Source organism: Stenotrophomonas sp. GD03877, assembly GCF_029840555.1.
In the GTDB taxonomy this organism is placed as follows: domain Bacteria; phylum Pseudomonadota; class Gammaproteobacteria; order Xanthomonadales; family Xanthomonadaceae; genus Stenotrophomonas; species Stenotrophomonas geniculata.
On the sequence record NZ_JAOCCT010000001.1, the window covers coordinates 195,914 to 215,991 of the forward strand.

22 protein-coding genes are annotated in these 20,078 nt (G+C 67.8%); 11 read left to right on the forward strand and 11 right to left on the reverse strand.

The genetic code is table 11. The features are described from left to right. The first annotated feature begins 15 nt into the window (after positions 1 to 15). On the forward strand, positions 16 to 1,095 hold the full coding sequence (locus tag N5D20_RS00835; RefSeq protein ID WP_010481785.1) for an NAD(P) transhydrogenase subunit alpha: 1,080 nt from the start codon (positions 16 to 18) through the stop codon (positions 1,093 to 1,095). Between the two features lie 85 nt (positions 1,096 to 1,180). Here N5D20_RS00835 and N5D20_RS00840 read toward each other — a convergent pair whose 3' ends face one another. The 3 genes from N5D20_RS00840 to N5D20_RS00850 are packed head-to-tail and all read right to left on the reverse strand — an operon-like array spanning position 1,181 to position 2,544. Further along, positions 1,181 to 1,633, reverse strand: coding sequence for a DUF3106 domain-containing protein (locus N5D20_RS00840; RefSeq protein WP_010481784.1), 453 nt, complete (start codon positions 1,631 to 1,633; stop codon positions 1,181 to 1,183). Positions 1,634 to 1,636: 3 nt separating this feature from the next. Further along, entirely contained in the window at positions 1,637 to 1,963 is a 327-nt protein-coding gene (locus N5D20_RS00845) for a hypothetical protein (RefSeq protein WP_010481783.1), read from the reverse strand. Next, complete coding sequence (locus tag N5D20_RS00850; protein ID WP_029379779.1) at positions 1,960 to 2,544, reverse strand: RNA polymerase sigma factor; 585 nt, start codon at positions 2,542 to 2,544, stop codon at positions 1,960 to 1,962. Before N5D20_RS00850 ends, N5D20_RS00845 begins: the two co-directional genes overlap by 4 nt. 98 nt (positions 2,545 to 2,642) lie before the next feature. Here N5D20_RS00850 and N5D20_RS00855 point away from each other — a divergent pair, with 98 nt between their 5' ends. Together N5D20_RS00855 and N5D20_RS00860 are read left to right on the forward strand one after the other, a co-directional pair. Then, positions 2,643 to 2,963, forward strand: coding sequence for an NAD(P) transhydrogenase subunit alpha (locus tag N5D20_RS00855; protein WP_010481781.1), 321 nt, complete (start codon positions 2,643 to 2,645; stop codon positions 2,961 to 2,963). Beyond that, a complete protein-coding gene (locus N5D20_RS00860; RefSeq protein ID WP_010481779.1) occupies positions 2,960 to 4,420 on the forward strand; it encodes an NAD(P)(+) transhydrogenase (Re/Si-specific) subunit beta in 1,461 nt (486 codons plus the stop codon). The genes N5D20_RS00855 and N5D20_RS00860 overlap by 4 nt, the downstream gene beginning before the upstream one ends. Before the next feature lie 111 nt (positions 4,421 to 4,531). Here N5D20_RS00860 and N5D20_RS00865 read toward each other — a convergent pair whose 3' ends face one another. After that, complete coding sequence (locus tag N5D20_RS00865; protein WP_010481778.1) at positions 4,532 to 4,951, reverse strand: hypothetical protein; 420 nt, start codon at positions 4,949 to 4,951, stop codon at positions 4,532 to 4,534. A 122-nt stretch (positions 4,952 to 5,073) separates the two neighbouring features. On the opposite strand from N5D20_RS00865, the gene sufT reads away from it, so the two are divergent. The 6 genes from sufT to N5D20_RS00895 all read left to right on the forward strand — a co-directional run bounded on the left by sufT (position 5,074) and on the right by N5D20_RS00895 (position 11,071). Next, positions 5,074 to 5,625 (forward strand): putative Fe-S cluster assembly protein SufT, encoded by a 552-nt coding sequence (gene sufT, locus N5D20_RS00870; protein WP_005415385.1) that lies wholly within the window; start codon positions 5,074 to 5,076, stop codon positions 5,623 to 5,625. Between the two features lie 59 nt (positions 5,626 to 5,684). Continuing rightward, a complete protein-coding gene (locus N5D20_RS00875; protein WP_279914948.1) occupies positions 5,685 to 6,779 on the forward strand; it encodes a branched-chain amino acid aminotransferase in 1,095 nt (364 codons plus the stop codon). A 174-nt stretch (positions 6,780 to 6,953) separates the two neighbouring features. Then, the gene (locus N5D20_RS00880) at positions 6,954 to 7,610 is read left to right on the forward strand and encodes a hypothetical protein (protein WP_049408966.1); all 657 of its coding nucleotides are present in this window, start codon (positions 6,954 to 6,956) and stop codon (positions 7,608 to 7,610) included. Further along, a complete protein-coding gene (locus N5D20_RS00885; RefSeq protein WP_010481771.1) occupies positions 7,607 to 7,942 on the forward strand; it encodes a transcriptional regulator in 336 nt (111 codons plus the stop codon). The genes N5D20_RS00880 and N5D20_RS00885 overlap by 4 nt, the downstream gene beginning before the upstream one ends. A 1-nt stretch (position 7,943) precedes the next feature. Further along, entirely contained in the window at positions 7,944 to 8,966 is a 1,023-nt protein-coding gene (locus tag N5D20_RS00890; RefSeq protein WP_010481769.1) for a M23 family metallopeptidase, read from the forward strand. Between the two features lie 365 nt (positions 8,967 to 9,331). After that, entirely contained in the window at positions 9,332 to 11,071 is a 1,740-nt protein-coding gene (locus N5D20_RS00895; RefSeq protein ID WP_029379778.1) for a S8 family peptidase, read from the forward strand. A gap of 119 nt (positions 11,072 to 11,190) precedes the next feature. Here N5D20_RS00895 and N5D20_RS00900 read toward each other — a convergent pair whose 3' ends face one another. The 3 genes from N5D20_RS00900 to wrbA all read right to left on the reverse strand — a co-directional run bounded on the left by N5D20_RS00900 (position 11,191) and on the right by wrbA (position 12,681). Beyond that, positions 11,191 to 11,676, reverse strand: coding sequence for an asparaginase domain-containing protein (locus N5D20_RS00900; protein ID WP_010481766.1), 486 nt, complete (start codon positions 11,674 to 11,676; stop codon positions 11,191 to 11,193). A 79-nt stretch (positions 11,677 to 11,755) separates the two neighbouring features. Next, positions 11,756 to 12,091 carry a DUF2069 domain-containing protein gene (locus tag N5D20_RS00905; RefSeq protein ID WP_043398172.1) on the reverse strand — a complete coding sequence of 112 codons (336 nt, stop codon included), beginning with the start codon at positions 12,089 to 12,091 and terminating at the stop codon, positions 11,756 to 11,758. Further along, on the reverse strand, positions 12,088 to 12,681 hold the full coding sequence (wrbA, locus tag N5D20_RS00910) for an NAD(P)H:quinone oxidoreductase (protein WP_010481764.1): 594 nt from the start codon (positions 12,679 to 12,681) through the stop codon (positions 12,088 to 12,090). The genes N5D20_RS00905 and wrbA overlap by 4 nt, the downstream gene beginning before the upstream one ends. 77 nt (positions 12,682 to 12,758) lie before the next feature. Between wrbA and N5D20_RS00915 the strand changes: the two genes are divergently transcribed. Together N5D20_RS00915 and N5D20_RS00920 are read left to right on the forward strand one after the other, a co-directional pair. Continuing rightward, a complete protein-coding gene (locus tag N5D20_RS00915; protein ID WP_019338135.1) occupies positions 12,759 to 14,033 on the forward strand; it encodes a YihY family inner membrane protein in 1,275 nt (424 codons plus the stop codon). Next, positions 14,030 to 14,599: a TlpA disulfide reductase family protein gene (locus tag N5D20_RS00920; protein ID WP_019338136.1), complete on the forward strand. Its 570-nt coding sequence runs from the start codon at positions 14,030 to 14,032 to the stop codon at positions 14,597 to 14,599. Before N5D20_RS00915 ends, N5D20_RS00920 begins: the two co-directional genes overlap by 4 nt. 544 nt (positions 14,600 to 15,143) lie before the next feature. Here the strand turns inward: N5D20_RS00920 and ppk2 are convergent. From ppk2 to hemA, 4 genes are read right to left on the reverse strand one after another with little or no spacing between them, the layout of a single operon-like run. Beyond that, positions 15,144 to 15,926, reverse strand: coding sequence for a polyphosphate kinase 2 (ppk2, locus tag N5D20_RS00925; RefSeq protein WP_019338137.1), 783 nt, complete (start codon positions 15,924 to 15,926; stop codon positions 15,144 to 15,146). A gap of 46 nt (positions 15,927 to 15,972) precedes the next feature. Next, positions 15,973 to 17,679: a tetratricopeptide repeat protein gene (locus tag N5D20_RS00930; RefSeq protein WP_279914947.1), complete on the reverse strand. Its 1,707-nt coding sequence runs from the start codon at positions 17,677 to 17,679 to the stop codon at positions 15,973 to 15,975. Positions 17,680 to 17,684: 5 nt separating this feature from the next. Further along, entirely contained in the window at positions 17,685 to 18,767 is a 1,083-nt protein-coding gene (prfA, locus tag N5D20_RS00935) for a peptide chain release factor 1 (RefSeq protein ID WP_010481754.1), read from the reverse strand. Continuing rightward, a complete protein-coding gene (gene hemA, locus N5D20_RS00940) occupies positions 18,745 to 20,028 on the reverse strand; it encodes a glutamyl-tRNA reductase (RefSeq protein WP_010481752.1) in 1,284 nt (427 codons plus the stop codon). Before hemA ends, prfA begins: the two co-directional genes overlap by 23 nt. Positions 20,029 to 20,078: the final 50 nt, after the last annotated feature.

Sequence of the window (20,078 nt, forward strand, 5' to 3'; positions counted from 1 at the left end):
TCAGCGGGGACCTGCATGGCCGTGGCGTTGCTGGGGATCAAGGAGACCGCGCCGGGCGAACGGCGCGTGGCGTTGACGCCGGAAACCGCGCGCAAGCTCGGTGCCCTCGGCATTACCGTCTGGTACGAGGCCGGCGCCGGCTTGGCCGCAGGCTTCACCGATGCGGCCTATGACGATGCCGGCGCACGTGTGTTCGACGCGGGCCGTTGGGGCGAGATCGATATCCTGCTGTGCGTGCAGGCGCCGCCGGCGTTGGTCCTGGAGCAGCTCAAGCCCGCTGCCAGCGTGGTTGGCCTGCTGGCCCCGGCCAGTGATCCGGCGCTTGCGGCATTGGCCGCTGGCGACCGCCTGCAGCTGTTCCCGCTGCAGCAGCTGCCGCGCACCACCCGCGCGCAGGCGATGGACGTGCTCAGTTCGCAGGCCGGCATGGCCGGCTACAAGGCGGCGCTGATCGCGGCCGAACGCGCGCCCCGTTTCTTCCCGATGCTGACCACTGCTGCCGGCACCGTGCGACCGGCCAAGGTGCTGGTGATCGGTGCGGGCGTGGCGGGCCTGCAGGCCATTGCCACTGCCCGGCGTCTTGGTGCGCAGGTGGAAGGCTTCGACGTGCGCCCGGAAACCCGCGAGCAGATCCAGTCGCTGGGCGCGCGCTTTCTCGACCTCGGGGTGAGCGCGGCGGGCGAGGGCGGTTACGCGCGCGCGTTGACCGATGAAGAGCGTGCCGAGCAGCAGCGCCGCCTGGCCGACCACCTGCGTGGTGTGGATGTGGTGATCTGCACCGCTGCGGTACCGGGGCGACCGGCGCCGACGATCGTGACTGCCGCAATGGTGGAAGGCATGGCCACCGGCAGCGTGATCGTGGATCTGGCGGCGGAGAGCGGCGGCAACTGCGCACTGACCCAGCCGGGGCAGTGCATCGAGCATCGGGGCGTGACCATCGATGGCCCGCTGGGCCTGGCCAGCCGCGGTGCAACGCAGGCCAGCGAGATGTATGCGCGCAACCTGCTCAACTTCGTCGCGCTGTTCGTGCGCGAAGGCCAGCTCGGTTTCGACTGGGACGACGAGCTGCTGGCGAAGACGCGCTGGCAGGCGTGAGTCGGTAGCGCCGGGCCATGCCCGGCGAGCGCAGCGGTATGCGGAAATCCGCCGGGCATGGCCCGGCGCTACCGAAGCGGAGGCGTTACCGCGGCTTCGCCGGCGGCGGGTTCTCGCGCACCCAGTCCTTGCGTTGTTCCGGCGTCATCTGCGACCAGCGCTCGCGCAGTGCGTCGCGCTGCGCGGGCGGCAGATCCCGCATCTGGCCGAACAGGGCCCGGGCCTGCTCACGCTGTTCCGGGCTCATGTGCTCGAAGCGGCGCAGGCCACGTCGGGCCTTGTCGCGTTCCTCAGGGCTCATCGACTGCCAGCGCTGGCCATGCGAGAGCATGCGCTGGCGCTGGCCGGCATCGGCGCTGTTCCAGCGGTCGCGCAGCGGTGCCAGCAGGGATTCCCGCTGTGCTTCACTCAACTGTTCCCAAGCCGGCAGCGGCGCGGGGCGTGCGGCAGGGGCGGGCGCGGCGCTCTGCGCCAGTGCCGGGAGGGCCGGCAGCAGCGACAAGGTCAGCAGCAGCGGCAGGAGATTGAATCGGGGCATGGTTCACTCCATCGCCAGGTCGGTATCGCCCAGCCACAGGTACAGATCGGGATTTTCGTCGTAGAGCGCGCTGTTGTCTTCCACCGAGGCAAGCACAGGTGCCGGCGCAGAGCCCGTCAGCGTGCCATGGCCGCTGAACTGCAGGCCGATACCCAGTGCCACCACCAGCGAACAGGCACTGGCCAGCCACCAGCGCCAGCGCCCGCGATGGGTGGCCGTGGCGCCGTGGCGAGCCTGGCGCAGCCGGGCCAGCGTTGCCGGCGACAGCGCGTGCAGCGACTGTGCGTGCAGGCTGCGCAGGGTGTCATCGGAAGGCAGGGAGCGGTTCACGGGTGGATCTCCAGGTAATCCTGCAGCGCCTGGCGGGCGCGTGCCAGATGGGTTTTTACCGCGCCTTCGCTGCAGCCCATGGCGCGGGCGGTGGTGGCCCCGTCCAGGTCCTGCAGCACGCGCAGGGTGAAGGCTTCGCGCTGGCGGGCGGGCAGGCGGCGCAACGCGTCCACCAGCTGCTGGTACTGCTGGCGCTGTTCATGCGCCTGTGCCGGGTCCGGGCCGGGATCGGCCCAATCGATCTCGCTGCCTTCCGCGTCCTGGTTGTCGCGCCAGAATGGCAGGCGGAAGCGGCGCCGGCGCTGCACGTCGATCACGCGCCGGCGCAGGATGCTCCAGAACAGCGGCGCCCATTCGGCCGCCGGCTTGTCGGCGTAGTCCAGCATGCGCAGCAGCGCGTCCTGCACCGCGTCCATGGCGTCTTCGCGCTGGCGCAGGCCAGCCTCGGCGAAGCGGAACGCACGCGGGCCAACGCTGGCCAGGAACGCTTCCAGCGACGCCGGCAGGGCATCGGTCTCGGCGCTCGGGGGAACGGGGCTGCTCACCAGCACAGGGTACGGTTCCTCACTCGGGGTCACCATCGACAACGCGTGAGCGCGGCTTCGGTTGACGCCGGGCGCGCACCGGGTTCAGCCCGTGGTTATGATGGGACGACGAAGACAGAGCAGGAGCGTTGCCAGTGAGTGACGGGTTCGTAGCGCTGTACATCTTCATGCTGGCAGCCATCGCCGGCCACGTGATCATTTCGCGGGTGCCGGTGATCCTGCATACCCCGCTGATGTCGGGCTCCAACTTCATCCACGGCATCGTGCTGATCGGTGCGATGGTGGTGCTGGGGCACGCGCAGACACCGCTGGAGAAAGCCCTGAGCTTCCTCGCCGTGGTGCTCGGTGCCGGCAACGCTGCCGGTGGCTACGTGGTCACCGCACGCATGCTGGAAATGTTCAAGCCGAGCGCGCCCAAGGGCGGCAAGGACGAGCCGAAGGAGCCGCAGGCTTGAACATCAGCACCGTCGAACTGCTCGATTGGCTGGTCAAGGCCAGCTACCTCGTCGCCGCCACGCTGTTCCTGCTGGGCCTGCAGCGCATGGCCTCGCCGCTGACTGCGCGCAGCGGCATCCGCTGGGCCGGGCTGGGCATGCTGCTGGCCACGGTGGCGACGTTCTTCCTGCCCGAACTGCACAACGTGGCGCTGATCCTGGTGGCGCTGCTGCTCGGCGCGGGCCTGGCCTGGTGGTCGGCCGGCAAGGTTGCCATCACCGACATGCCGCAGATGGTGGCGCTGTACAACGGCATGGGCGGTGGCTCGGCGGCGGCGGTCGGTGCAGTGGAACTGCTGCGCTACGCCTTCCTGGCCAACCGCGATACCAGCCACTGGAGCGCGCAGGCGCTGGCCGACCTGGCCGCACGGCAGCCGTCGGGCATGGTGCTGCTGCTGGCGGTGGTCGGCGCGGCCATCGGTGCGGTGTCGCTGTCCGGCTCGGTGATCGCCTGGGCCAAGCTGGATGGGCGCCTGGACAAGCGCGTGACCTGGCCCGGCCAGCAGGTGATGAACCTGCTGGTGGCACTGGCGGTGGTGGTGCTGGCGATCATCGCCGCGAGCACGCTCCACACCTGGGCGATCGTCGCCTTCTTCGTGCTGGCGCTGGCACTGGGCGTGCTGATGACGCTGCCGATCGGCGGCGCCGACATGCCGGTGGTGATCTCGCTGTACAACGCCTTCACCGGCCTGGCGGTGTCGTTCGAAGGCTACGTGCTGGGCAATGAGGCATTGATCATCGCCGGCATGATGGTCGGCGCGGCGGGCATCCTGCTGACCCGGCTGATGGCCAAGGCGATGAACCGGCCGATCCGCAACGTGTTGTTCTCCAACTTCGGCGGCGGTGCCGGCGGGGAAGCGCAGGCGATCACGGGTGCGCAGAAGCCGATTGAAGCGTCGGATGTCGCGGCGATGATGGCCTACGCCGAACGCGTGGTGATCGTGCCAGGCTACGGCATGGCGGTAGCGCAGGCGCAGCACAAGATCTGGGAACTGGCGCAGCGGCTGGGCCAGCGCGGGGTCAAGGTGAAGTTCGCGATCCATCCGGTGGCGGGGCGCATGCCCGGGCACATGAACGTGCTGCTGGCCGAGGCAGGCGTGCCCTACGACCTGATCGCCGACATGGACGACATCAACCCGGAGTTCGCCAACACCGACGTGGTGCTGGTGATCGGTGCCAACGACGTGGTCAATCCGGTGGCGCGCACCGACCCGGCCAGCCCGATCTACGGCATGCCCGTGCTGGACGTGGTCAACGCGCGCAACGTGGTGGTGATCAAGCGTGGCAAGGGCACCGGCTTTGCCGGCATCGAGAATGCGCTGTTCTACGCCGACAACACCCGCATGCTGTACGGCGACGGTGCGGAAGCGGCAGCCTCGCTGGTGAGCGAACTGAAGGCGCTCGACGGCGGGCATTGAGGCCGTACCGGTAGCGCCGGGCCATGCCCGGCGGCGTTTCGTGCGGACCGCTGCGCTCGCCGGGCATGGCCCGGCGCTACCCTCATCCACGCGTGGCGTGAATCTGCGCGGTCAGCGCGCCAGCCAGGCGCCCACGGCCACGCCCAGGGCCAGCCACAGCCATTCCATTGCGCCATTGGCGAGGGTGATCAGGGTCCAGGCCAGGTGCGGGCCCATCCGCATCGTGGCGTCCCACAGATCCAGCCCGATCGAGCCGCCCATCCAGGCGCTGGCGATGGCCCAGTTGGCCACGGCGGCCACCAGCAGCGTGCCCAGTACGACCAGCGCGATGCGCAACCGGCCCGGGCCCAGCGTACCCATGCGCAGCATGAACACCAGTTCCAGGGCGGTCAGTACCGCCATCCAGCCGACCTGCCGGCCGGTCATCAGCGCCAGCACCATCCAGGCAAGGGGAGCAACAACCAGACCCAGCAACAGCATGATGGGCCAGAGCCAGGTCACGGTCCTGGCACGCGCGGCATTGGAGGACATCGAAGCTCCCTGAAGATCACCCACAGGATACTGTGGTTTGCCGCAGTGCACCGGCGGCCGCAGGGCGGCTGGGCTAGAATGCCGTCTTGCGTGGCCCCGGCCACGGCCCCATATCGGTCCCCATGTATTCCCGTAGCAGCGAACCTGTCCACTTCGAACGCGATTGCGAGGCCGTGATGGTCCCGCAGGGCGATACCGTGACCCTGCCTGCCGGCAGCTATGGGTACATCACCCAGGCGTTGGGTGGCAGTTATTCGGTGTTTGTCGAGGGCAACCTGTTCCGCATCGCTGGCAAGGACGGCGACGCCATCGGCAAGGAGGCGCCGGCACCGCTGGAGCTGCCCGCCGATGCCACGGATGAACAGGTGGAACAGCTGGTGTGGCAGCAGCTGCGCACCTGCTTCGACCCGGAAATTCCGGTGAACATCGTCGAACTGGGCCTGGTCTACGAAGTCGAGATCAAGCACCTGGACGAAGGCAAGCGCGAGATCGATGTGAAGATGACCCTGACCGCACCGGGCTGCGGCATGGGCGAGATCCTGGTCGACGACGTGCGCAGCAAGCTCGAAATGATCCCGACGGTGGCCGAGGCCGACGTCGACCTGGTATTCGACCCGCCGTGGAACCAGCACATGATGTCCGAGGCGGCCCGGCTCGAGACCGGCATGCTTTGACCCACGGCCCGCAGTGACGCGGGCCCGGCATTACCCGCAACCAGAACAGGAAATCTCCGGTGTCCCAGTCCATTCCCAGCTTCGCCGTCACCCGTTCGGACCACCCGCGCAGCGCTGAAGAGCGCGCCCAGATCCTGGAGAAGCCGGGCTTCGGCCTGCACTTCACCGACCACATGGTGGAAGTGCGCTGGGACAAGGACACCGGCTGGCACAACGCCAACGTGCGCGCCTACGGCCCGCTGCAGCTGGACCCGGCTGCAGCCGTGCTGCATTACGGCCAGGAAATCTTCGAAGGCATCAAGGCCTACCGCCATGCCGACGGTTCGATCTGGACCTTCCGCCCGGATGCCAACGGCCGTCGCCTGCAGCGTTCGGCGCAGCGCCTGGCGCTGCCGGAACTGCCGGTGGAAATCTTCGTCGAATCGCTGAAGCAGCTGATCGCCGTCGACAGCGCCTGGGTGCCGTCGGCCGATGAGTCGAGCCTGTACTTCCGTCCGTTCATGATCGGCGACGAAGCCTTCCTCGGCGTGCGTGGCGCGCACAAGGCCGGCTACTACGTCATCGCCAGCCCGGCTGGCCCTTACTTCGCCAAGGGCGTCGCCCCGGTGTCGATCTGGCTGTCCACCGAATACGCGCGTGCAGCCAAGGGCGGCACCGGCGCCGCCAAGTGCGGCGGCAACTACGCGGCTTCGCTGCTGCCGCAGCAGAAGGCGCAGGCACAGGGCTGCTCGCAGGTGTTGTTCCTCGACCCGGTGGAAGGCAAGTACCTGGAAGAACTGGGCGGCATGAACGTGTTCCTGGTCTACAAGGACGGCACGCTGTTTACCCCGCAGCTCTCGGGCAGCATCCTTGAGGGCATTACCCGCGAGAGCATCCTGCAGCTGGCCCGCGACCGCGGCATGAAGGTCGAAGAGCGCAAGGTCAGCATCGACGAGTGGAAGGACGGCGTTGCCTCCGGCGAGATCGCCGAAGTGTTCGCCTGCGGCACCGCGGCGGTGGTCACCCCGATCGGCCAGCTGAAGGGCGAGGGCTTCTCGGTGGGGGACATCAACGCCCCGGCCGGCGAAGTGACCATGTCGCTGCGCAAGGAACTGACCGACATCCAGTACGGCCGCCTGCCGGACCGCCACAACTGGCTGGTCAAGCTGGGCTGATCACCCACACCGAACCGTAGCGTCGAGCCATGCTCGACTGCGCCTCTGGAAAGCCCGTCCCAGTGACGGGCTTTCTGCGTTGTGGGCCCGCCCGCCAGGCCGCAGCAGACGATTGCTTGACGCAAATAGGTTTGCAATGCAAACTAAATTCAAGCGACCCCGATGGAGCGTGTCATGCAGCAGCCGTCCGTCATTGATCCTTCCTCGCGCCTGCAGGCGCTGACCCGTGAGTACTCGCGGTATTCGCGAAGTGCCGGGGGCCTGTCGGCGATGGCAGGCGGCATCGCCTGCCTGGCCTCGTTTCTTGCTGGCGCTCTGTTGCCGACCACCCTGGCGCTGCGCATCCTGCTGATTGCCGTGCCGGTGCTGTGGATCGTCGGCAAGCAATGGATGGCACGCCGCTACTACCAGCGGCTGGGCCAGGTCGAAGAGCAGGTCACGCCGGTCGAACGCAATTTCCAGCGCTTCTTCATCGCCTTCACCGCGCTGGTAAGCGTGCTGGTGATCGGCAGCGTGCTGACCCGGCTGGTACCGATGGGCGAACGCGCCTGGGACCTGCGCGCCATTGGCTACCTGGTCGTGGTGGCATTGTTGCCCTGGGTGGTGTGGCGCTGGCTGCGGACACCGCTGGAGTTCATCGTGGGCGTGTTCCTGCTGTGCCAGGCCGCGCTGGCCTTCACCGGGCAGGCGTACGGCTTCGGCCCGAGCACCGCGGTGTTCCCCTTGGCATCCATCGCACTGATCGTGGTCGGCTGGCGTGACCACCAGCGCTTCCAGCGGCTGCAGGTGGAGATGCGCGCGTTCATGGCGGCGCGGACGAACGTCGAATGACCCAGCTGCCTGATTCCAGAGCTCTGCTCCAGCTCGACCGCTTGATCCACGAGCCGGCGCGCCTGCTGATCCTGTCGATCCTGGCAGGTGCCGAATCCGCCGAGTTCGGATTTGTCGAGCATCTCAGCGGGTTGAGCAAGGGCAACCTCTCCAGCCATCTGAGCAAGCTTGAAGCGGCAGGTCTGGTTGCCATCGACAAGTCGTTCCGCGGCAAGCGCCCACTGACCACCTTGCAGTTGACGCCGAGGGGCCGCACTGCCCTGGCCGAGTACCGCACGCAGCTGGCGGCCATCGTTGCCGGCCTTCCCGATCCGGATCGAAAGGACCCCTGACATGACATTGCTTCCGCGCCTGTTTGCAGTTCTGGTTGTTTCCTTCTCTGCTCTCACCAGTGCGGCTGCGGCCACAGATCCGCGCCAACAAGGCGCCACGCTGACCACGCAGTTCTACGAAGGGCACGTCGACGCACTGTGGGAACGGATGACGCCGCAGATGCAGGCGGGGCTGCAGTCCCCGCAGAGCCTGGTGGCGCTGCGCGAGCAGGTGCTGGCGGGCTGGGGCGCAGAAACCGAGCTGGTCAGTGAGAAGGTCGAGAAGGTTGATGGATTCGACACCTATCTGCGACAGGCGCGCTTCGCCAGGAGCCCGGCCATCATCCAGGTGCTGTGGGCCATCGATGCCGAAGGGCGGATCGGCGGCTTCTACATCCGCCCGCTACAGACCGCACCGCCGCAGGCAGCGGCGAGCGGGTTCCTCGACTACCAGACCCGCACACGGCTGCAACTGCCGTTCGACGATGAGTACTTCGTGTTCTGGGGCGGGCGTACTGTCGAACAGAACTACCATGCGGCCCATGCCGGCCAGCGCTTCGCGCTGGATCTGCTGGTGCTCCGCGATGGCCGCTCGCACCGTGGCGATGGGCTGCGCAACGATGACTACTACTGCTTCGGTCGCCCGATCCTCGCGCCAGCCGATGGCACGGTGGTGGAAGTGATCGAGGGTGTGGCCGACAACGTGCCGGGCCAGATGAATGCCGCCCAGCTCACCGGCAACCGCGTCATCCTCGACCACGGCAATGAGGAGTACTCGGTGCTGGCGCACCTGCGCCAGGGCAGTGTGCGCGTCGCGCAGGGACAGGTTGTCCGCAGCGGCGCGCACCTCGGTGACTGTGGCAACAGCGGCAACTCCTCCGAGCCGCACCTGCACTACCAGCTGCAGGCCGGGCCCGTGTTCGGTGTCGGCGAAGCGTTGCCGGCACAGTTCTCCGGTTACGTGGCCGATGGCCAGCCGGTTGCACGCGGCGAGCCGGTCAAAGGGCAGCGCATCCGGCCGGCGCGCGTTCCGCAGGCAAAGTAGTCAGCGCGTCCGACGCGGCGGGCAGGCGCTCCGCGGTCGTTGGTGACAGCAGTGGACGCCGATGTCGGCAAAGTCATTGCAGGACATGTGATGACCCAGTCAGGTGCGTGCAGGGCACGAGAAAGTTCCTTCACCTTCACAAACCCTCGACCCGGGAAGTCTCAGAACGAACATTTCATCTTGCTGAAAAGACGCTGAAAATCTTGTGGTGTCCGGTTTTGGTCTTTAGCGTCATCTGCACGGCGGATCGGAAGGGGGATCCGCTGGCTCGCCGGACTTCGAACCTCGCCAATGCAAGCCAGCCCAGGGTTCGGGCCGGTGCTTCTGCCGATTCCGGCATTCACACCACAAGAAAGGGAAATACGATGTCCCAGGTAACGCAACCGCGTGTGCGTCGAGTGTGGGTGGTCCTTGGTGCGTCCGTCCTGTCATCGCTGCTGCTGGCCACGCCTGCGCTGGCCGGTGATGTCCAGCTCAGCGGCCTGCAGTCCGCGCAGACCCACCAGCGTTTCATCGTGAAGTACCGCGACGGCAGCGCGCCGGTGGCCAACACCACCGCACTGGCCTCTTCACTGAAGAGTGCCGCCGCCGGCCTGGCCAGCAGCCAGGGCCGCGCGCTGGGCCTGCAGCAGGTCCGCAAGCTGGCCGTCGGCCCGACCCTGGTCAAGACCGATCGTCCGCTCGACCAGGCCGAATCCGAGCAGCTGATGCGCAAGTTGGCCGCCGACCCGAACGTGGAATACGTTGAAGTCGACCAGATCATGCGTGCCACGCTGACCCCGAACGACACCCGCTTCAGCGAGCAATGGGGCTTCGGCACCTCCAATGCCGGCATCAACATCCGGCCGGCCTGGGACAAGGCCACCGGCACCGGTGTGGTCGTGGCGGTGATCGACACCGGCATCACCAACCATGCCGACCTCAATGCCAACATCCTGCCGGGCTACGACTTCATCAGCGACGCGGCGATGGCGCGCGACGGCAACGGCCGCGACAACAACCCGAACGATGAGGGCGACTGGTACGGCGACAACGAGTGCCAGGCGGGCTACCCGGGCTCGAACTCCAGCTGGCACGGTACCCACGTGGCCGGTACGGTGGCGGCGGTGACCAACAACAGCACCGGCGTGGCAGGTACCGCATTCAACGCCAAGGTCGTGCCGGTGCGCGTGCTCGGCAAATGCGGCGGTTACACCTCTGACATCGCCGACGCGATTGTGTGGGCCTCCGGCGGCAGCGTCAGCGGCGTGCCGGCCAATGCCAATCCGGCCGAGGTCATCAACCTCTCGCTGGGCGGCGGTGGCAGCTGCTCGACCACCTACCAGAACGCGATCAATGGCGCTGTCGGCCGTGGCACCACCGTGGTGGTCGCCGCCGGCAACAGCAACACCAACGTGTCCTCGTCGGTGCCGGCCAACTGCCCGAACGTGATCGCGGTGGCGGCCACCACCTCGGCCGGTGCGCGTGCCAGCTTCTCCAACTATGGCAACGGCATCGATATCTCGGCACCGGGCCAGGGCATCCTGTCCACCCTCAACAGCGGCACCACCACCCCGGGCAGTGCCAGCTACGCTTCGTACAACGGCACCTCGATGGCAGCACCGCATGTGGCCGGCGTGGTCGCGCTGATGCAATCCGTAGCCCCGAGCCCGCTGAGCCCGGCGCAGGTGGAGAGCATCATCAAGAGCACCGCACGCCCGCTGCCGGGCGCCTGCTCGGGTGGCTGCGGCGCCGGCATCATCGACGCCGACGCGGCGGTCGCTGCAGCGATCAACGGCGGCGGCCCGAACCCGGGTGGCAACGTGCTGCAGAACAACGTTCCGGTGACCGGCCTGGGCGCTGCCAGCGGCGCTTCGCTGAGTTACACCGTGAACGTTCCGGCCGGCAGCACCCAGCTGCGCGTGGCGATCAGTGGCGGCAGCGGTGACGCCGACCTGTATCTGCGCCAGGGCAGTGCCCCGACCGACACGGTGTACACCTGCCGTCCGTACCTGAGCGGCAATGCTGAAACCTGCACCGTCAACAGCCCCGCCGCCGGCACCTGGTATGTGCGGGTGAAGGCGTACAGCACCTTCTCGGGCCTGACCCTCAACGCCCAGTACTGAGCCCAAGCCCCTCTCCATGGGCACGCCCCGGCTTAGGCCGGGGCGTTTTTGCATGGGGCCGCGCGGTGTGCGTGCCGCCGCGTCGTGGTGGGTGCCGACCCTGGTCGGCACGCCGTTCCTCAAACCGATTCGAAGCGGTTCGCGGCCACGTTCTTGCGCACGTGCTGCGGGTCGAAAATCCGCCCGTTCATCGCGATGTACACGCCGCTCGGCAACGACTGCACCGCACCGATCGCGCAGCCGATGTTGAACTCCGCATCCGAACCGCGGAAACGCGCCGGGCTCAGCGCGCCGGTCATCACGATGGTCTTGTCCGGGATCGTCGCCAGCACCTTGCCGGTCTGCACCATCGAATCGGTGCCGTGGGTCACCAGCACGTGCCGGGTCGGCTGCGCGGCGATGGTGGCGCGGATCAGTTCGCGGTCTTCATCGTTGATGTGCAGCGAATCCTTGCGCAGGATCGGAATCACGTTGAAGCGGAACGTCACGCCCAGCTCGCGCAGGATCATGCCGATCTGGGGGTCGCCGATCTGGTAGTCCGACTTGTCGTCGAAGTAGATCTTGTCGATCGTGCCACCGGTGGTGACGACCAGGAGCTCTTCCATCATGTGCATGCGCGAAACCAGGACAGGTGCAGCGGCGCGGGGCCAGGAACACAGATGATACGGCCCGGCGGGCGCAGCGTCAGCGTCGCTTGCCGAAGCGGGCGCGCAGCCCTGGCAGGCTGGTGCTGAAGATCACCAGCAGGGCCAGCGCGATCTCGATCAGCGCCAGCCAGCGCGTCTCCGGGTGGCTCCAGGCGCTCATCACGCCGTGGCTGAACCAGCCCAGGGCCAGCACCGAGGCCCAGAAACCGGCCTTGCGCCAGCCCAGGCGCAGTGCGATGGCCAGTGCCAGTGGCGGCGCGGTGAACACCAGCTGGGTGGCCAGCCAGTGCTTGTCATTGATGAACCAGCCGGCGAACAGCGCGGCCAGCCCCATCAGGGCCAGCAGCAGGACCGTGCGCGGCGCGGCGCTCATCGGGCCAGCCGCTGCGCGATGTCGGCCACCCGGTGGCCCAGCGCGCGCGCCAACACCGCCTCGTCGTCGGTCGGCTGCGGGTCGTCGGCGGCACCGGCGACGTGGCTGGCGCCATAGGGCGTGCCGCCACTGGTGGTGTGGCTCAGCGCCGGCTCGGTGAACGGGATGCCGACGATCACGCAGCCGTGATGCAGCAGCGGCACCTGCATCGACAGCAGGGTCGATTCCTGCCCGCCATGCATCGAGGCGGTGGAGGTGAACACGCCGGCTGGCTTGCCGGAGAGGGTGCCGTTGACCCATTCGGCGCCCAGCCCGTCGAGGAAGTGCTTCACCGGGGCTGCCATGTTGCCGAAGCGGGTGGGACTGCCGAGCAGCAGGCCCTGGCACTCGACCAGGTCCTGCACGCTCACGTAGGGGGCGCCATCGTCGGGTACCGGCGGCTGCGCGGTCTGGGTCACCGCAGCCACCGGCGGCACCGTGCGCAGGCGCGCGGTCATGCCCGGCACTTCGCCGATGCCCCGCGCGATCTGGCGCGCCAGCCGTGCCACCGAACCGCCCCGGCTGTAGTACAGCACCAGAATCTCGCCCATCGTGCCCGCTTCTCCTCGTCGTGTGGCCACCAGTATGGCTATCCTGCGAGCATTCCGCATCGGGTACCCTTTCGCCGATGGAACCTTTGGATACGCTCAACCTGTGGATGGAGCGCGCGCGGGATCGCGCACGGGCCATCAGTTTCGGCCGCTTCCTGTGGCATCGCTTCCTCGACGACCGCCTGTTCCAGGCAGCGGCGGCGCTGGCGTACACCACGGTGTTCGCGCTGGTGCCGCTGGCCATCGTGGTGTTCGGCGTGCTCTCGGCCTTCCCTGTCTTCGACCGCTGGAGCGACCAGCTCAGCGATTACGTCTTCTCCAACTTCGTGCCCAACGCCGCGCGTGCGGCGGAGGGCTACCTGCGGCAGTTCTCGGCCAGTGCCGGCCAGCTCACCGCCGCTGGCTTCATCGCGCTGGTGGTATCGCTGCTGATCACCCTCAACAGCGTTGAAGAGACCTTCAACCAGATCTGGCGGGTCGGTTCGACCCGGCCCAAGCTGACCCGCTTCCTGGTCTACTGGACCGTGCTGACGTTGGGCGCGATGCTCGCTGCCGCTTCGCTGGCGGTGTCGGCGCGTGTGTTCGCGATGCCATTGTTCGGGACCCAGGAAGGTCGTTGGCTGGCCGAGTTCGCGCTGCGGCTGGCGCCGATCCTGATCGAGTTCGTCTGCATCACGCTGATGTTCCGGGTGGTGCCGCACCACACCGTGAAATGGCGGCACGCGGTGCCCGGCGCGATTCTCGCGGCGGTGATCCTGGAACTGGTGAAGTGGGGCATCGGCGCCTATCTGGGCAGTTTCCAGTCCTACCAGAAGCTCTACGGCACGGTGGCGTTCGTGCCGATCCTGCTGCTGTGGATCTACCTGTGCTGGGTGGCGGTGCTGCTGGGCGCGTCGCTGTCCTCGTCGATGGCGGCCTTCCGCTACCAGCCGGTGGAACTGCGCCTGCCGCAGGGCTACGAGTTCTATGGCCTGCTGCGCCTGCTCGGCCGCTTCCACCATGCACGTGCCAAGGGCAAGGGCCTGGCCGACGATGAAATCCTGCGTCTGGAGCCGATGCTGACCGACTCGCTGCTGCAGGACCTGGCCTGCAACCTGCAGGAAATCGGCCTGTTGCGCCGCGATGAACGCGGCGAATGGCTGCTCTCGCGCGACCTGGACCAGGTGAGCCTGGCCGATCTGTACGAATGCACCCAGCTGCGCATCCCGGTAGCCGAGCAGCATCTGCCCTACCGCGACGACAGCCTGGGCCGTGCTGCGCTGGCGGCACTGGACGATCTGCGGCTGCCCCTGCGCGAACGCCTCAAGCGCAAGGTCAGCGATATCTACACCGATTCCGGAGACATGCCATGACCCGCAAGACCCCGTTGCTGCTCCCGCTGGCCCTGCTGCTGGCGCTGTCGGCCTGCAAGCCGGCCCAGGAGCCGACCCCCGCCAGCAGCCAGCCACCGGCACAGGCGCCGACGCCGACCACTCCGGCACCGGTCGATGAAACCCCGGCCGAGCGCACCACCGCCGAGTTCCCGACGCTGAAGATGAAGGCAGTGGATGGCAGCGACTACGACCTGGCCGCGCATCGCGGCAAGTGGGTGGTGGTGAATTTCTGGGCGACCTGGTGTGCACCGTGCCGCAAGGAAATGCCGGAGCTGTCGGCGCTGCACGCGATGCGCAGCAACATCGAGGTGGTCGGCCTGGCCTATGAAGACATCGAGGTGCCGGAGATGCAGTCGTTCCTGACCAAGCATCCGGTGACCTATCCGATCGTGATCGTGGACCCGTTCGACCCGCCGGCGGATTTCGCCACGCCGCGTGGTTTGCCGTTGACGCACCTGCTGGACCCGCAGGGCAAGCTGGCGCACAGCTTCCTCGGCCCGGTGACGGCCGCCGACATCGAAAAGCAGATCGCTGCTGCCAAGTAGGTTGGGTATCGGCAGGGCTGCGCCCTGCACCCGCCGAAACTTTCAAGCAACGGCAACAGCAACAGCAACTGCCAAAGTGCGATTTCCGTGTTGTGGCGGGGCGGTGTCGGAGTGCGGGGACGCCGCAAGTACGTCCATGTAGGCTTGGCAGCCGCATCCATGCGGCTGACACCCCGCACTCCGACACCGCCCCGCCTCTGACAGATTTCTGCGGCTGTTGGTGGGTGTCGACCTTGGTCGACACGTGGATCCACGCCATGCGTGGATGCTTTTCGTTCAATTGTCGAAATATTCGATTTCAATGGAGATTCACCCACGCATGGCGTGGATCTACCTCCGTCACCGGAAATCCGTCGGGGATGGGGTGGTGTGGGTTGGCAGGACCGTTGGCGCCATGGATGGCGCCATCGAGCCCCCATGGATGGGTTTACGGCGTGTCCTGCCAACCCACACCACCCCAGCCAACAAGCAAAACTCCCAGAGCCGGCTGTTGCCGTTGCTCTGGCTTCGGCAGGTGCAGGGCCGCAGGCCCTGCCGACCCACCCTATTCCTCGACCGGGAAATCCTCGATCGGCTTCAGCACATCGTAGTGCTCGCGATGCAGCTTGCCCTTCAGCTTCGGCAGCTCCGGCAACGGCGCATCCACCCGCGTATCCGGCAGCCGGTCCAGCAGGTTGCGCACCAGGGTCAGCCGGCCCAGCCGCTGGTCGTTGAAATCCACCAGCGTCCACGGCGCCGCCTCACGATGCGTCGCGCGCAGCATTGCCTCGCGGGCCTCGGTGTAAGCGCTGTACTTGCTGCGCGATTTCAGGTCGACCGGGGAGAGCTTCCAGCCCTTCAGCGGATCGAGGTGGCGCTCGGCGAAGCGCTTTTCCTGCTGCTCCTGGTCCACGCACAGCCAGTACTTGAACAGCAGGATGCCGTCGTCCACCAGCAGCTGTTCGAACACCGGCGCCTGGTGCAGGAACTGCTGGTACTCGGTTTCGCTGCAATAGCCCATCACCCGCTCGACGCCTGCGCGGTTGTACCAGCTGCGGTCCATCAGCACGATCTCGCCGGCGGCCGGCAGGTGCGAGGCGTAGCGCTGGAAGTACCACTGCGTGGCTTCGCGGTCGGTGGGCTTGGGCAGCGCCACCACCCGGCATTGGCGCGGGTTGAGGTGCTGGCTGATGGCCTGGATCGCGCCGCCTTTGCCTGCGGTATCACGTCCCTCGAACAGCACCAGCAGGCGTTGCCCGCTGTGCTGCACCCAGCGCGCCATCGCGGTCAGTTCCAGCTGCAAAGGCAGCAGCAGTTCGTCGTAGTCCTTGCGCTTGAGCTTGGCCATCGTCACACCACGCGGGGAGGAAGCCCGAGCGTAGCGCAGGGATCGCTCAGGCGATGTCGAGGCCCTGCCAGCCCTGTTCGCCCGCCAGATGCTGCAGCAGCGCCGAAAGGTCGTGGGCAAATCCGGCCATGTCGAACAGGCCGCTGTCTTCGCGTGCCCGTGCCAGTTCAGCGCGCAATGCCGCCAGTGCTGCCGGATCGTTGCCCAGCGCGCTGGCGGTGGCGATGAACGCCGCATCGTCGGCGACATTCATCCGTGCCAGCCCCAGATGGTGGTTGAGGCTGCCGGCCACGCGCGCGGCGAAGGTGTCGCCGGGGCAGGTCAGCACCGGGCAGCCGGCCCACAGTGCATCGGAGGCGGTGGTGTGGGCGTTGTACGGATGCGTGTCCAGGAACAGGTCGGCCAGCTGATAACGGGCCAGGTACTGAGGATGCGGCAGCTTGGCCGTGAACACCAGGCGCGCCGGGTCCAGGCCTGCGGTCTGTGCGGCGGCACGCAGGCGCGCATCGGCCTGGCCGGGGCCGGACATCAGCCACAGCACGCTGCCGGGCACTGCCTGCAGAATGGCGAAGGCGCGGCCCATGCTGCGCGGGTTGAGCTTGTAGCTGTTGTTGAAGCAGCAGAACACCACGCCCTGTTCGGGCAGGCCGCAGTCGGCGCGGCTCGGCGCAGGCGCCAGCACGCGGGTGTTGTCCGACGGCTGGAAGGCGCGCGGCAGGCGCAGCACGCGTTCGCTGTAGTGCGGCTCCAGTGCGGGTGTCAGGGCGAAGGCATCGCCGATCACCGCATCCATCCACGGCGCGCCCGAGGTGCCCGGATAAGCCAGCCAGTTCAACTGCAGCGGGGCAGGGCGCATCGCCAGCACTTCCGGCGTGCCGCCGCCGCCCCAGCCGCGCAGGTCGAACAACAGGTCGATGCCCTGTGCGCGGATGCGCGCGGCAGTGTCTGCATGGCGCAGGCCAGCCACATCATGCAGCTGTGTGGCCGTCTGCAGGCGCTGGCGGATGCGGCTGCCGTCGTCGCGGTTCAACGCGAACAGATGCAGCTGCAACGCCGGGTCATGACGCAGCTGCTCGAACAGGGCCACGGTCAGCAGCCCGGTGGGATGGGCGCCAAAACCATTGGAAAGGAAACCGACGCGCAGGGGGCCGTGCGCGCGCACCTTCACGGCAGGAAGGGGACGTACCCCCGAAGCAACCACTGCGGCGCGTGCACGCGCGCAGGCCAGCTGTTCGGCCGCGCTGGCATCCTCGCTGAGGAACGCGAACGGTTCGACCACGCCTTGCCCGGTGGCCAGGGCGCCACGCACCTGTGTGGCCAGCGCATCCACGTCCTGCCAGTCGCAGAGGCGACGCTGCCAGGCCAGGCGCTGCGCGGCGATATAGGGTTCGTCCGGCATCAGCGCATGTGCACGGCGATAGGCCGCCGCCGCGCCTTCTGCATCATCGGCATCTTCCAGCGCATGGCCCAGCCACAACGCGATGCCGGGGTGCTGCGGGGCCAGCGCCGAGGCCTGGCCGAGCAGCTTCGCCGCGTCGGCATGCGCGCCGGCCATCCAGGCCACGCGACCCAACCGTGCCAGTGCTTCAGGGTGATTCGGGCGCAGCTGCAGGGCACGTCGCGCGGCCTGTTCGCCGGCAGCGATGTCGCCGGCTTCCAGTTCCACATCGGCCAGCATGACCCAGGCGACGAAGTCGCCGGGCTGGCGTGCAATCGCCTGTTGCAGGTGCTGTCGCTGCTGCCAGGCCGTCATCGTGCTCAGCCCGCCGACAGCTGGGCCAGGGCGTCGACCTGGTGCTCGTGGCTGAGCCGCTGCAGCAGCGGATCGAGGTCGCCGGCCAGTACGTTGGGCAGGTCGTACAGCGTCAGGCCTTCCACACGGTGGTCGGTGATCCGGCCCTGCGGGAAGTTGTAGGTGCGGATGCGCTGGCTGCGGTCGCCGCTGCCGACCTGCAGGCGCCGCGATTCGGCCTGCGCCGCGTCCTGGCGCTGGCGCTCGGCGTCCAGTAGTTGTGCTTTCAGGCGTTTCATCGCCTTGTCGCGGTTGGCGTGCTGGCTGCGCTCGGTCTGGCATTCCACCACCACGCCGGTCGGCACGTGGGTGATGCGGATGGCCGATTCGGTCTTGTTCACGTGCTGGCCGCCGGCACCGGACGAGCGGAACGTATCCACCTTCAGGTCGGCCGGGTTGATGACGATGTCATCGACCTCATCGGCCTCGGGAATGATCGCTACGGTGGCCGCCGAGGTGTGGATGCGGCCCTGAGATTCGGTGGCCGGCACGCGCTGCACGCGATGCGTACCCGATTCGAACTTCAGGCGCGAGAACGCTCCACGGCCGACCACGCGCGCCACCACTTCCTTGTAGCCGCCGTGCTCGCCCGGACTGTCCGATTCGATCTCGACCTTCCAGCCCTGGCGTTCGGCGTAGCGGGCGTACATGCGGAACAGGTCGCCGGCAAAGATCGCTGCCTCGTCGCCGCCGGTACCCGCGCGCACTTCCAGGAACAGGTTGCCTTCGTCGCGCGGGTCGCGCGGCACCAGCAGCAGCGCCAGCTCCTGCTCCAGTTCCTGCAGGCGCGCCTGTGCAGCAGCGATTTCCTCGTCGGCCAGCTCGCGCAGGTCGGGGTCGGCGCGCATGCCTTCGGCGGCTGCCAGATCGGCCTTGGCACGGGCTTCATCAGCCAGGGCGATGGCGATCGGTTCAAGTTGGGCGAATTCGCGCGAAAGGTCGCGGAAACGAGTGTTGTCGGCGACCACATCGGGTTCGGCGAGCAGGCGTTCCAGTTCTTCGCGGCGCTCGGCCAGCGCTTCCAGCTTACGGCGCAGGGTCGGCGTCATCGGGTCTCACGGGTGGGTGGCGGTAACCCGGCGTGGCCGGGAACAGGCGCTCGGCGGCGCGGGTCAGGTCGGCATCGCCACTCAGCGCGGCCGCACGCAGGGCGGCGGTCGGCGGATGCAGCAGGCGGTTGGTCAGGCCGTGGGCAAGCAGCTCCAGCACTTCATCGGCCGGCTTGCCGTTGGCCAGTTGCTGGCGTGCGCGCTCCAGCAGCTCGGCGCGGGTGGCTTCGCCGAACGCGCGCAGCTGCCGCAGCGGCGCCTGGTGGGCGCTGGCCTGCTGGGTCTCGACGAAGCGTGACACCTGCAGGTCGATGATCGCCTCGGCTTCGGCGGCGGCCTCACGGCGGCCACGGCGGTTGTCTTCCACCGCACGCTCGAGATCGTCCACGGTGTAGAGGAAGGCATCGTTGAGCGTGCCGACCTCGGCCTCGATGTCGCGCGGTACGGCCAGGTCGAACAGCAGCATCGGCTTGTGCCGGCGCGCGCGCAGGGCCTTGGCCACCATCTCGCGATGGATCACCGGTTCGCGCGCAGCGGTGGCCGAGAACACCACGTCGGCCTCGCCCAGGTGGCGGTCCAGTTCGGTCAGCGGCAGGGCCACGCCGCCATGGCGGCTGGCAAGTTCCTGCGCGTGGGCGAGGGTGCGGTTGGCGATCAGCAGCCGGCGTACCTTGCCTTCGCTCAGGTGCCGTGCAGCCAGTTCGATGGTCTCGCCGGCACCGACCAGCAGCACGGTGGAATCGTCCAGCCGGGCGAACGCGTTCTGCGCCAGGCGCACCGCAGCCGACGCCACCGATACCGGGTTGGCGCCGACCTGGGTATCGGTGCGCGCACGCTTGGCCACCGAGAAGGTCTGCTGGAACAGGCGGTCCAGGCGCTGGCCGAGCAGGCCGTGGTCGCGCGCGGTCGACCAGGCATCCTTCACCTGGCCGAGGATCTGCGGCTCACCCAGCACCATCGAGTCCAGGCCGGTGGCGACCCGGAACAGGTGGCGCACGGCCTCGGCATCGGCGTGCTGGTACAGGTAGCCCTGCAGGTCGCCGGCCTGGGTGTGCAGCCACTGGTCCAGCGCCTGTGCCGAATCGGCCACGGCATACAGCTCGGTGCGGTTGCAGGTGGACAGCAGCACCGCCTCGGCGATCTGCGGAGTATCGCGCAGCGAACCGAGCGCGCGCGGCAACGCCTCACCGGCGAAGGCCGCGCGCTCGCGCAGCTCCACCGGTGCGGTCTGGTGATTCAGTCCGAGCACCCACAGGGTCATTGTTCAGTTGCTTGCGATAAGCTGCTGGCCATTGGACGACATTTTAAGGC

What these genes read in the sequence shown, in the direction of transcription:
- N5D20_RS00835 (WP_010481785.1), top strand. Translation starts at nt 16, where the DNA reads ATGGCCGTGGCGTTGCTGGGGATCAAGGAGACCGCGCCGGGCGAACGG.
- N5D20_RS00840 (WP_010481784.1), bottom strand. Translation starts at nt 1,633, where the DNA reads ATGCCCCGATTCAATCTCCTGCCGCTGCTGCTGACCTTGTCGCTGCTG.
- N5D20_RS00850 (WP_029379779.1), bottom strand. Translation starts at nt 2,544, where the DNA reads ATGGTGACCCCGAGTGAGGAACCGTACCCTGTGCTGGTGAGCAGCCCC.
- N5D20_RS00865 (WP_010481778.1), bottom strand. Translation starts at nt 4,951, where the DNA reads ATGTCCTCCAATGCCGCGCGTGCCAGGACCGTGACCTGGCTCTGGCCC.
- sufT (WP_005415385.1), top strand. Translation starts at nt 5,074, where the DNA reads ATGTATTCCCGTAGCAGCGAACCTGTCCACTTCGAACGCGATTGCGAG.
- N5D20_RS00880 (WP_049408966.1), top strand. Translation starts at nt 6,954, where the DNA reads ATGCAGCAGCCGTCCGTCATTGATCCTTCCTCGCGCCTGCAGGCGCTG.
- N5D20_RS00885 (WP_010481771.1), top strand. Translation starts at nt 7,607, where the DNA reads ATGACCCAGCTGCCTGATTCCAGAGCTCTGCTCCAGCTCGACCGCTTG.
- N5D20_RS00890 (WP_010481769.1), top strand. Translation starts at nt 7,944, where the DNA reads ATGACATTGCTTCCGCGCCTGTTTGCAGTTCTGGTTGTTTCCTTCTCT.
- N5D20_RS00895 (WP_029379778.1), top strand. Translation starts at nt 9,332, where the DNA reads ATGTCCCAGGTAACGCAACCGCGTGTGCGTCGAGTGTGGGTGGTCCTT.
- N5D20_RS00900 (WP_010481766.1), bottom strand. Translation starts at nt 11,676, where the DNA reads ATGGAAGAGCTCCTGGTCGTCACCACCGGTGGCACGATCGACAAGATC.
- N5D20_RS00905 (WP_043398172.1), bottom strand. Translation starts at nt 12,091, where the DNA reads ATGAGCGCCGCGCCGCGCACGGTCCTGCTGCTGGCCCTGATGGGGCTG.
- wrbA (WP_010481764.1), bottom strand. Translation starts at nt 12,681, where the DNA reads ATGGGCGAGATTCTGGTGCTGTACTACAGCCGGGGCGGTTCGGTGGCA.
- N5D20_RS00915 (WP_019338135.1), top strand. Translation starts at nt 12,759, where the DNA reads ATGGAACCTTTGGATACGCTCAACCTGTGGATGGAGCGCGCGCGGGAT.
- N5D20_RS00920 (WP_019338136.1), top strand. Translation starts at nt 14,030, where the DNA reads ATGACCCGCAAGACCCCGTTGCTGCTCCCGCTGGCCCTGCTGCTGGCG.
- ppk2 (WP_019338137.1), bottom strand. Translation starts at nt 15,926, where the DNA reads ATGGCCAAGCTCAAGCGCAAGGACTACGACGAACTGCTGCTGCCTTTG.
- N5D20_RS00930 (WP_279914947.1), bottom strand. Translation starts at nt 17,679, where the DNA reads ATGACGGCCTGGCAGCAGCGACAGCACCTGCAACAGGCGATTGCACGC.
- prfA (WP_010481754.1), bottom strand. Translation starts at nt 18,767, where the DNA reads ATGACGCCGACCCTGCGCCGTAAGCTGGAAGCGCTGGCCGAGCGCCGC.
- hemA (WP_010481752.1), bottom strand. Translation starts at nt 20,028, where the DNA reads ATGACCCTGTGGGTGCTCGGACTGAATCACCAGACCGCACCGGTGGAG.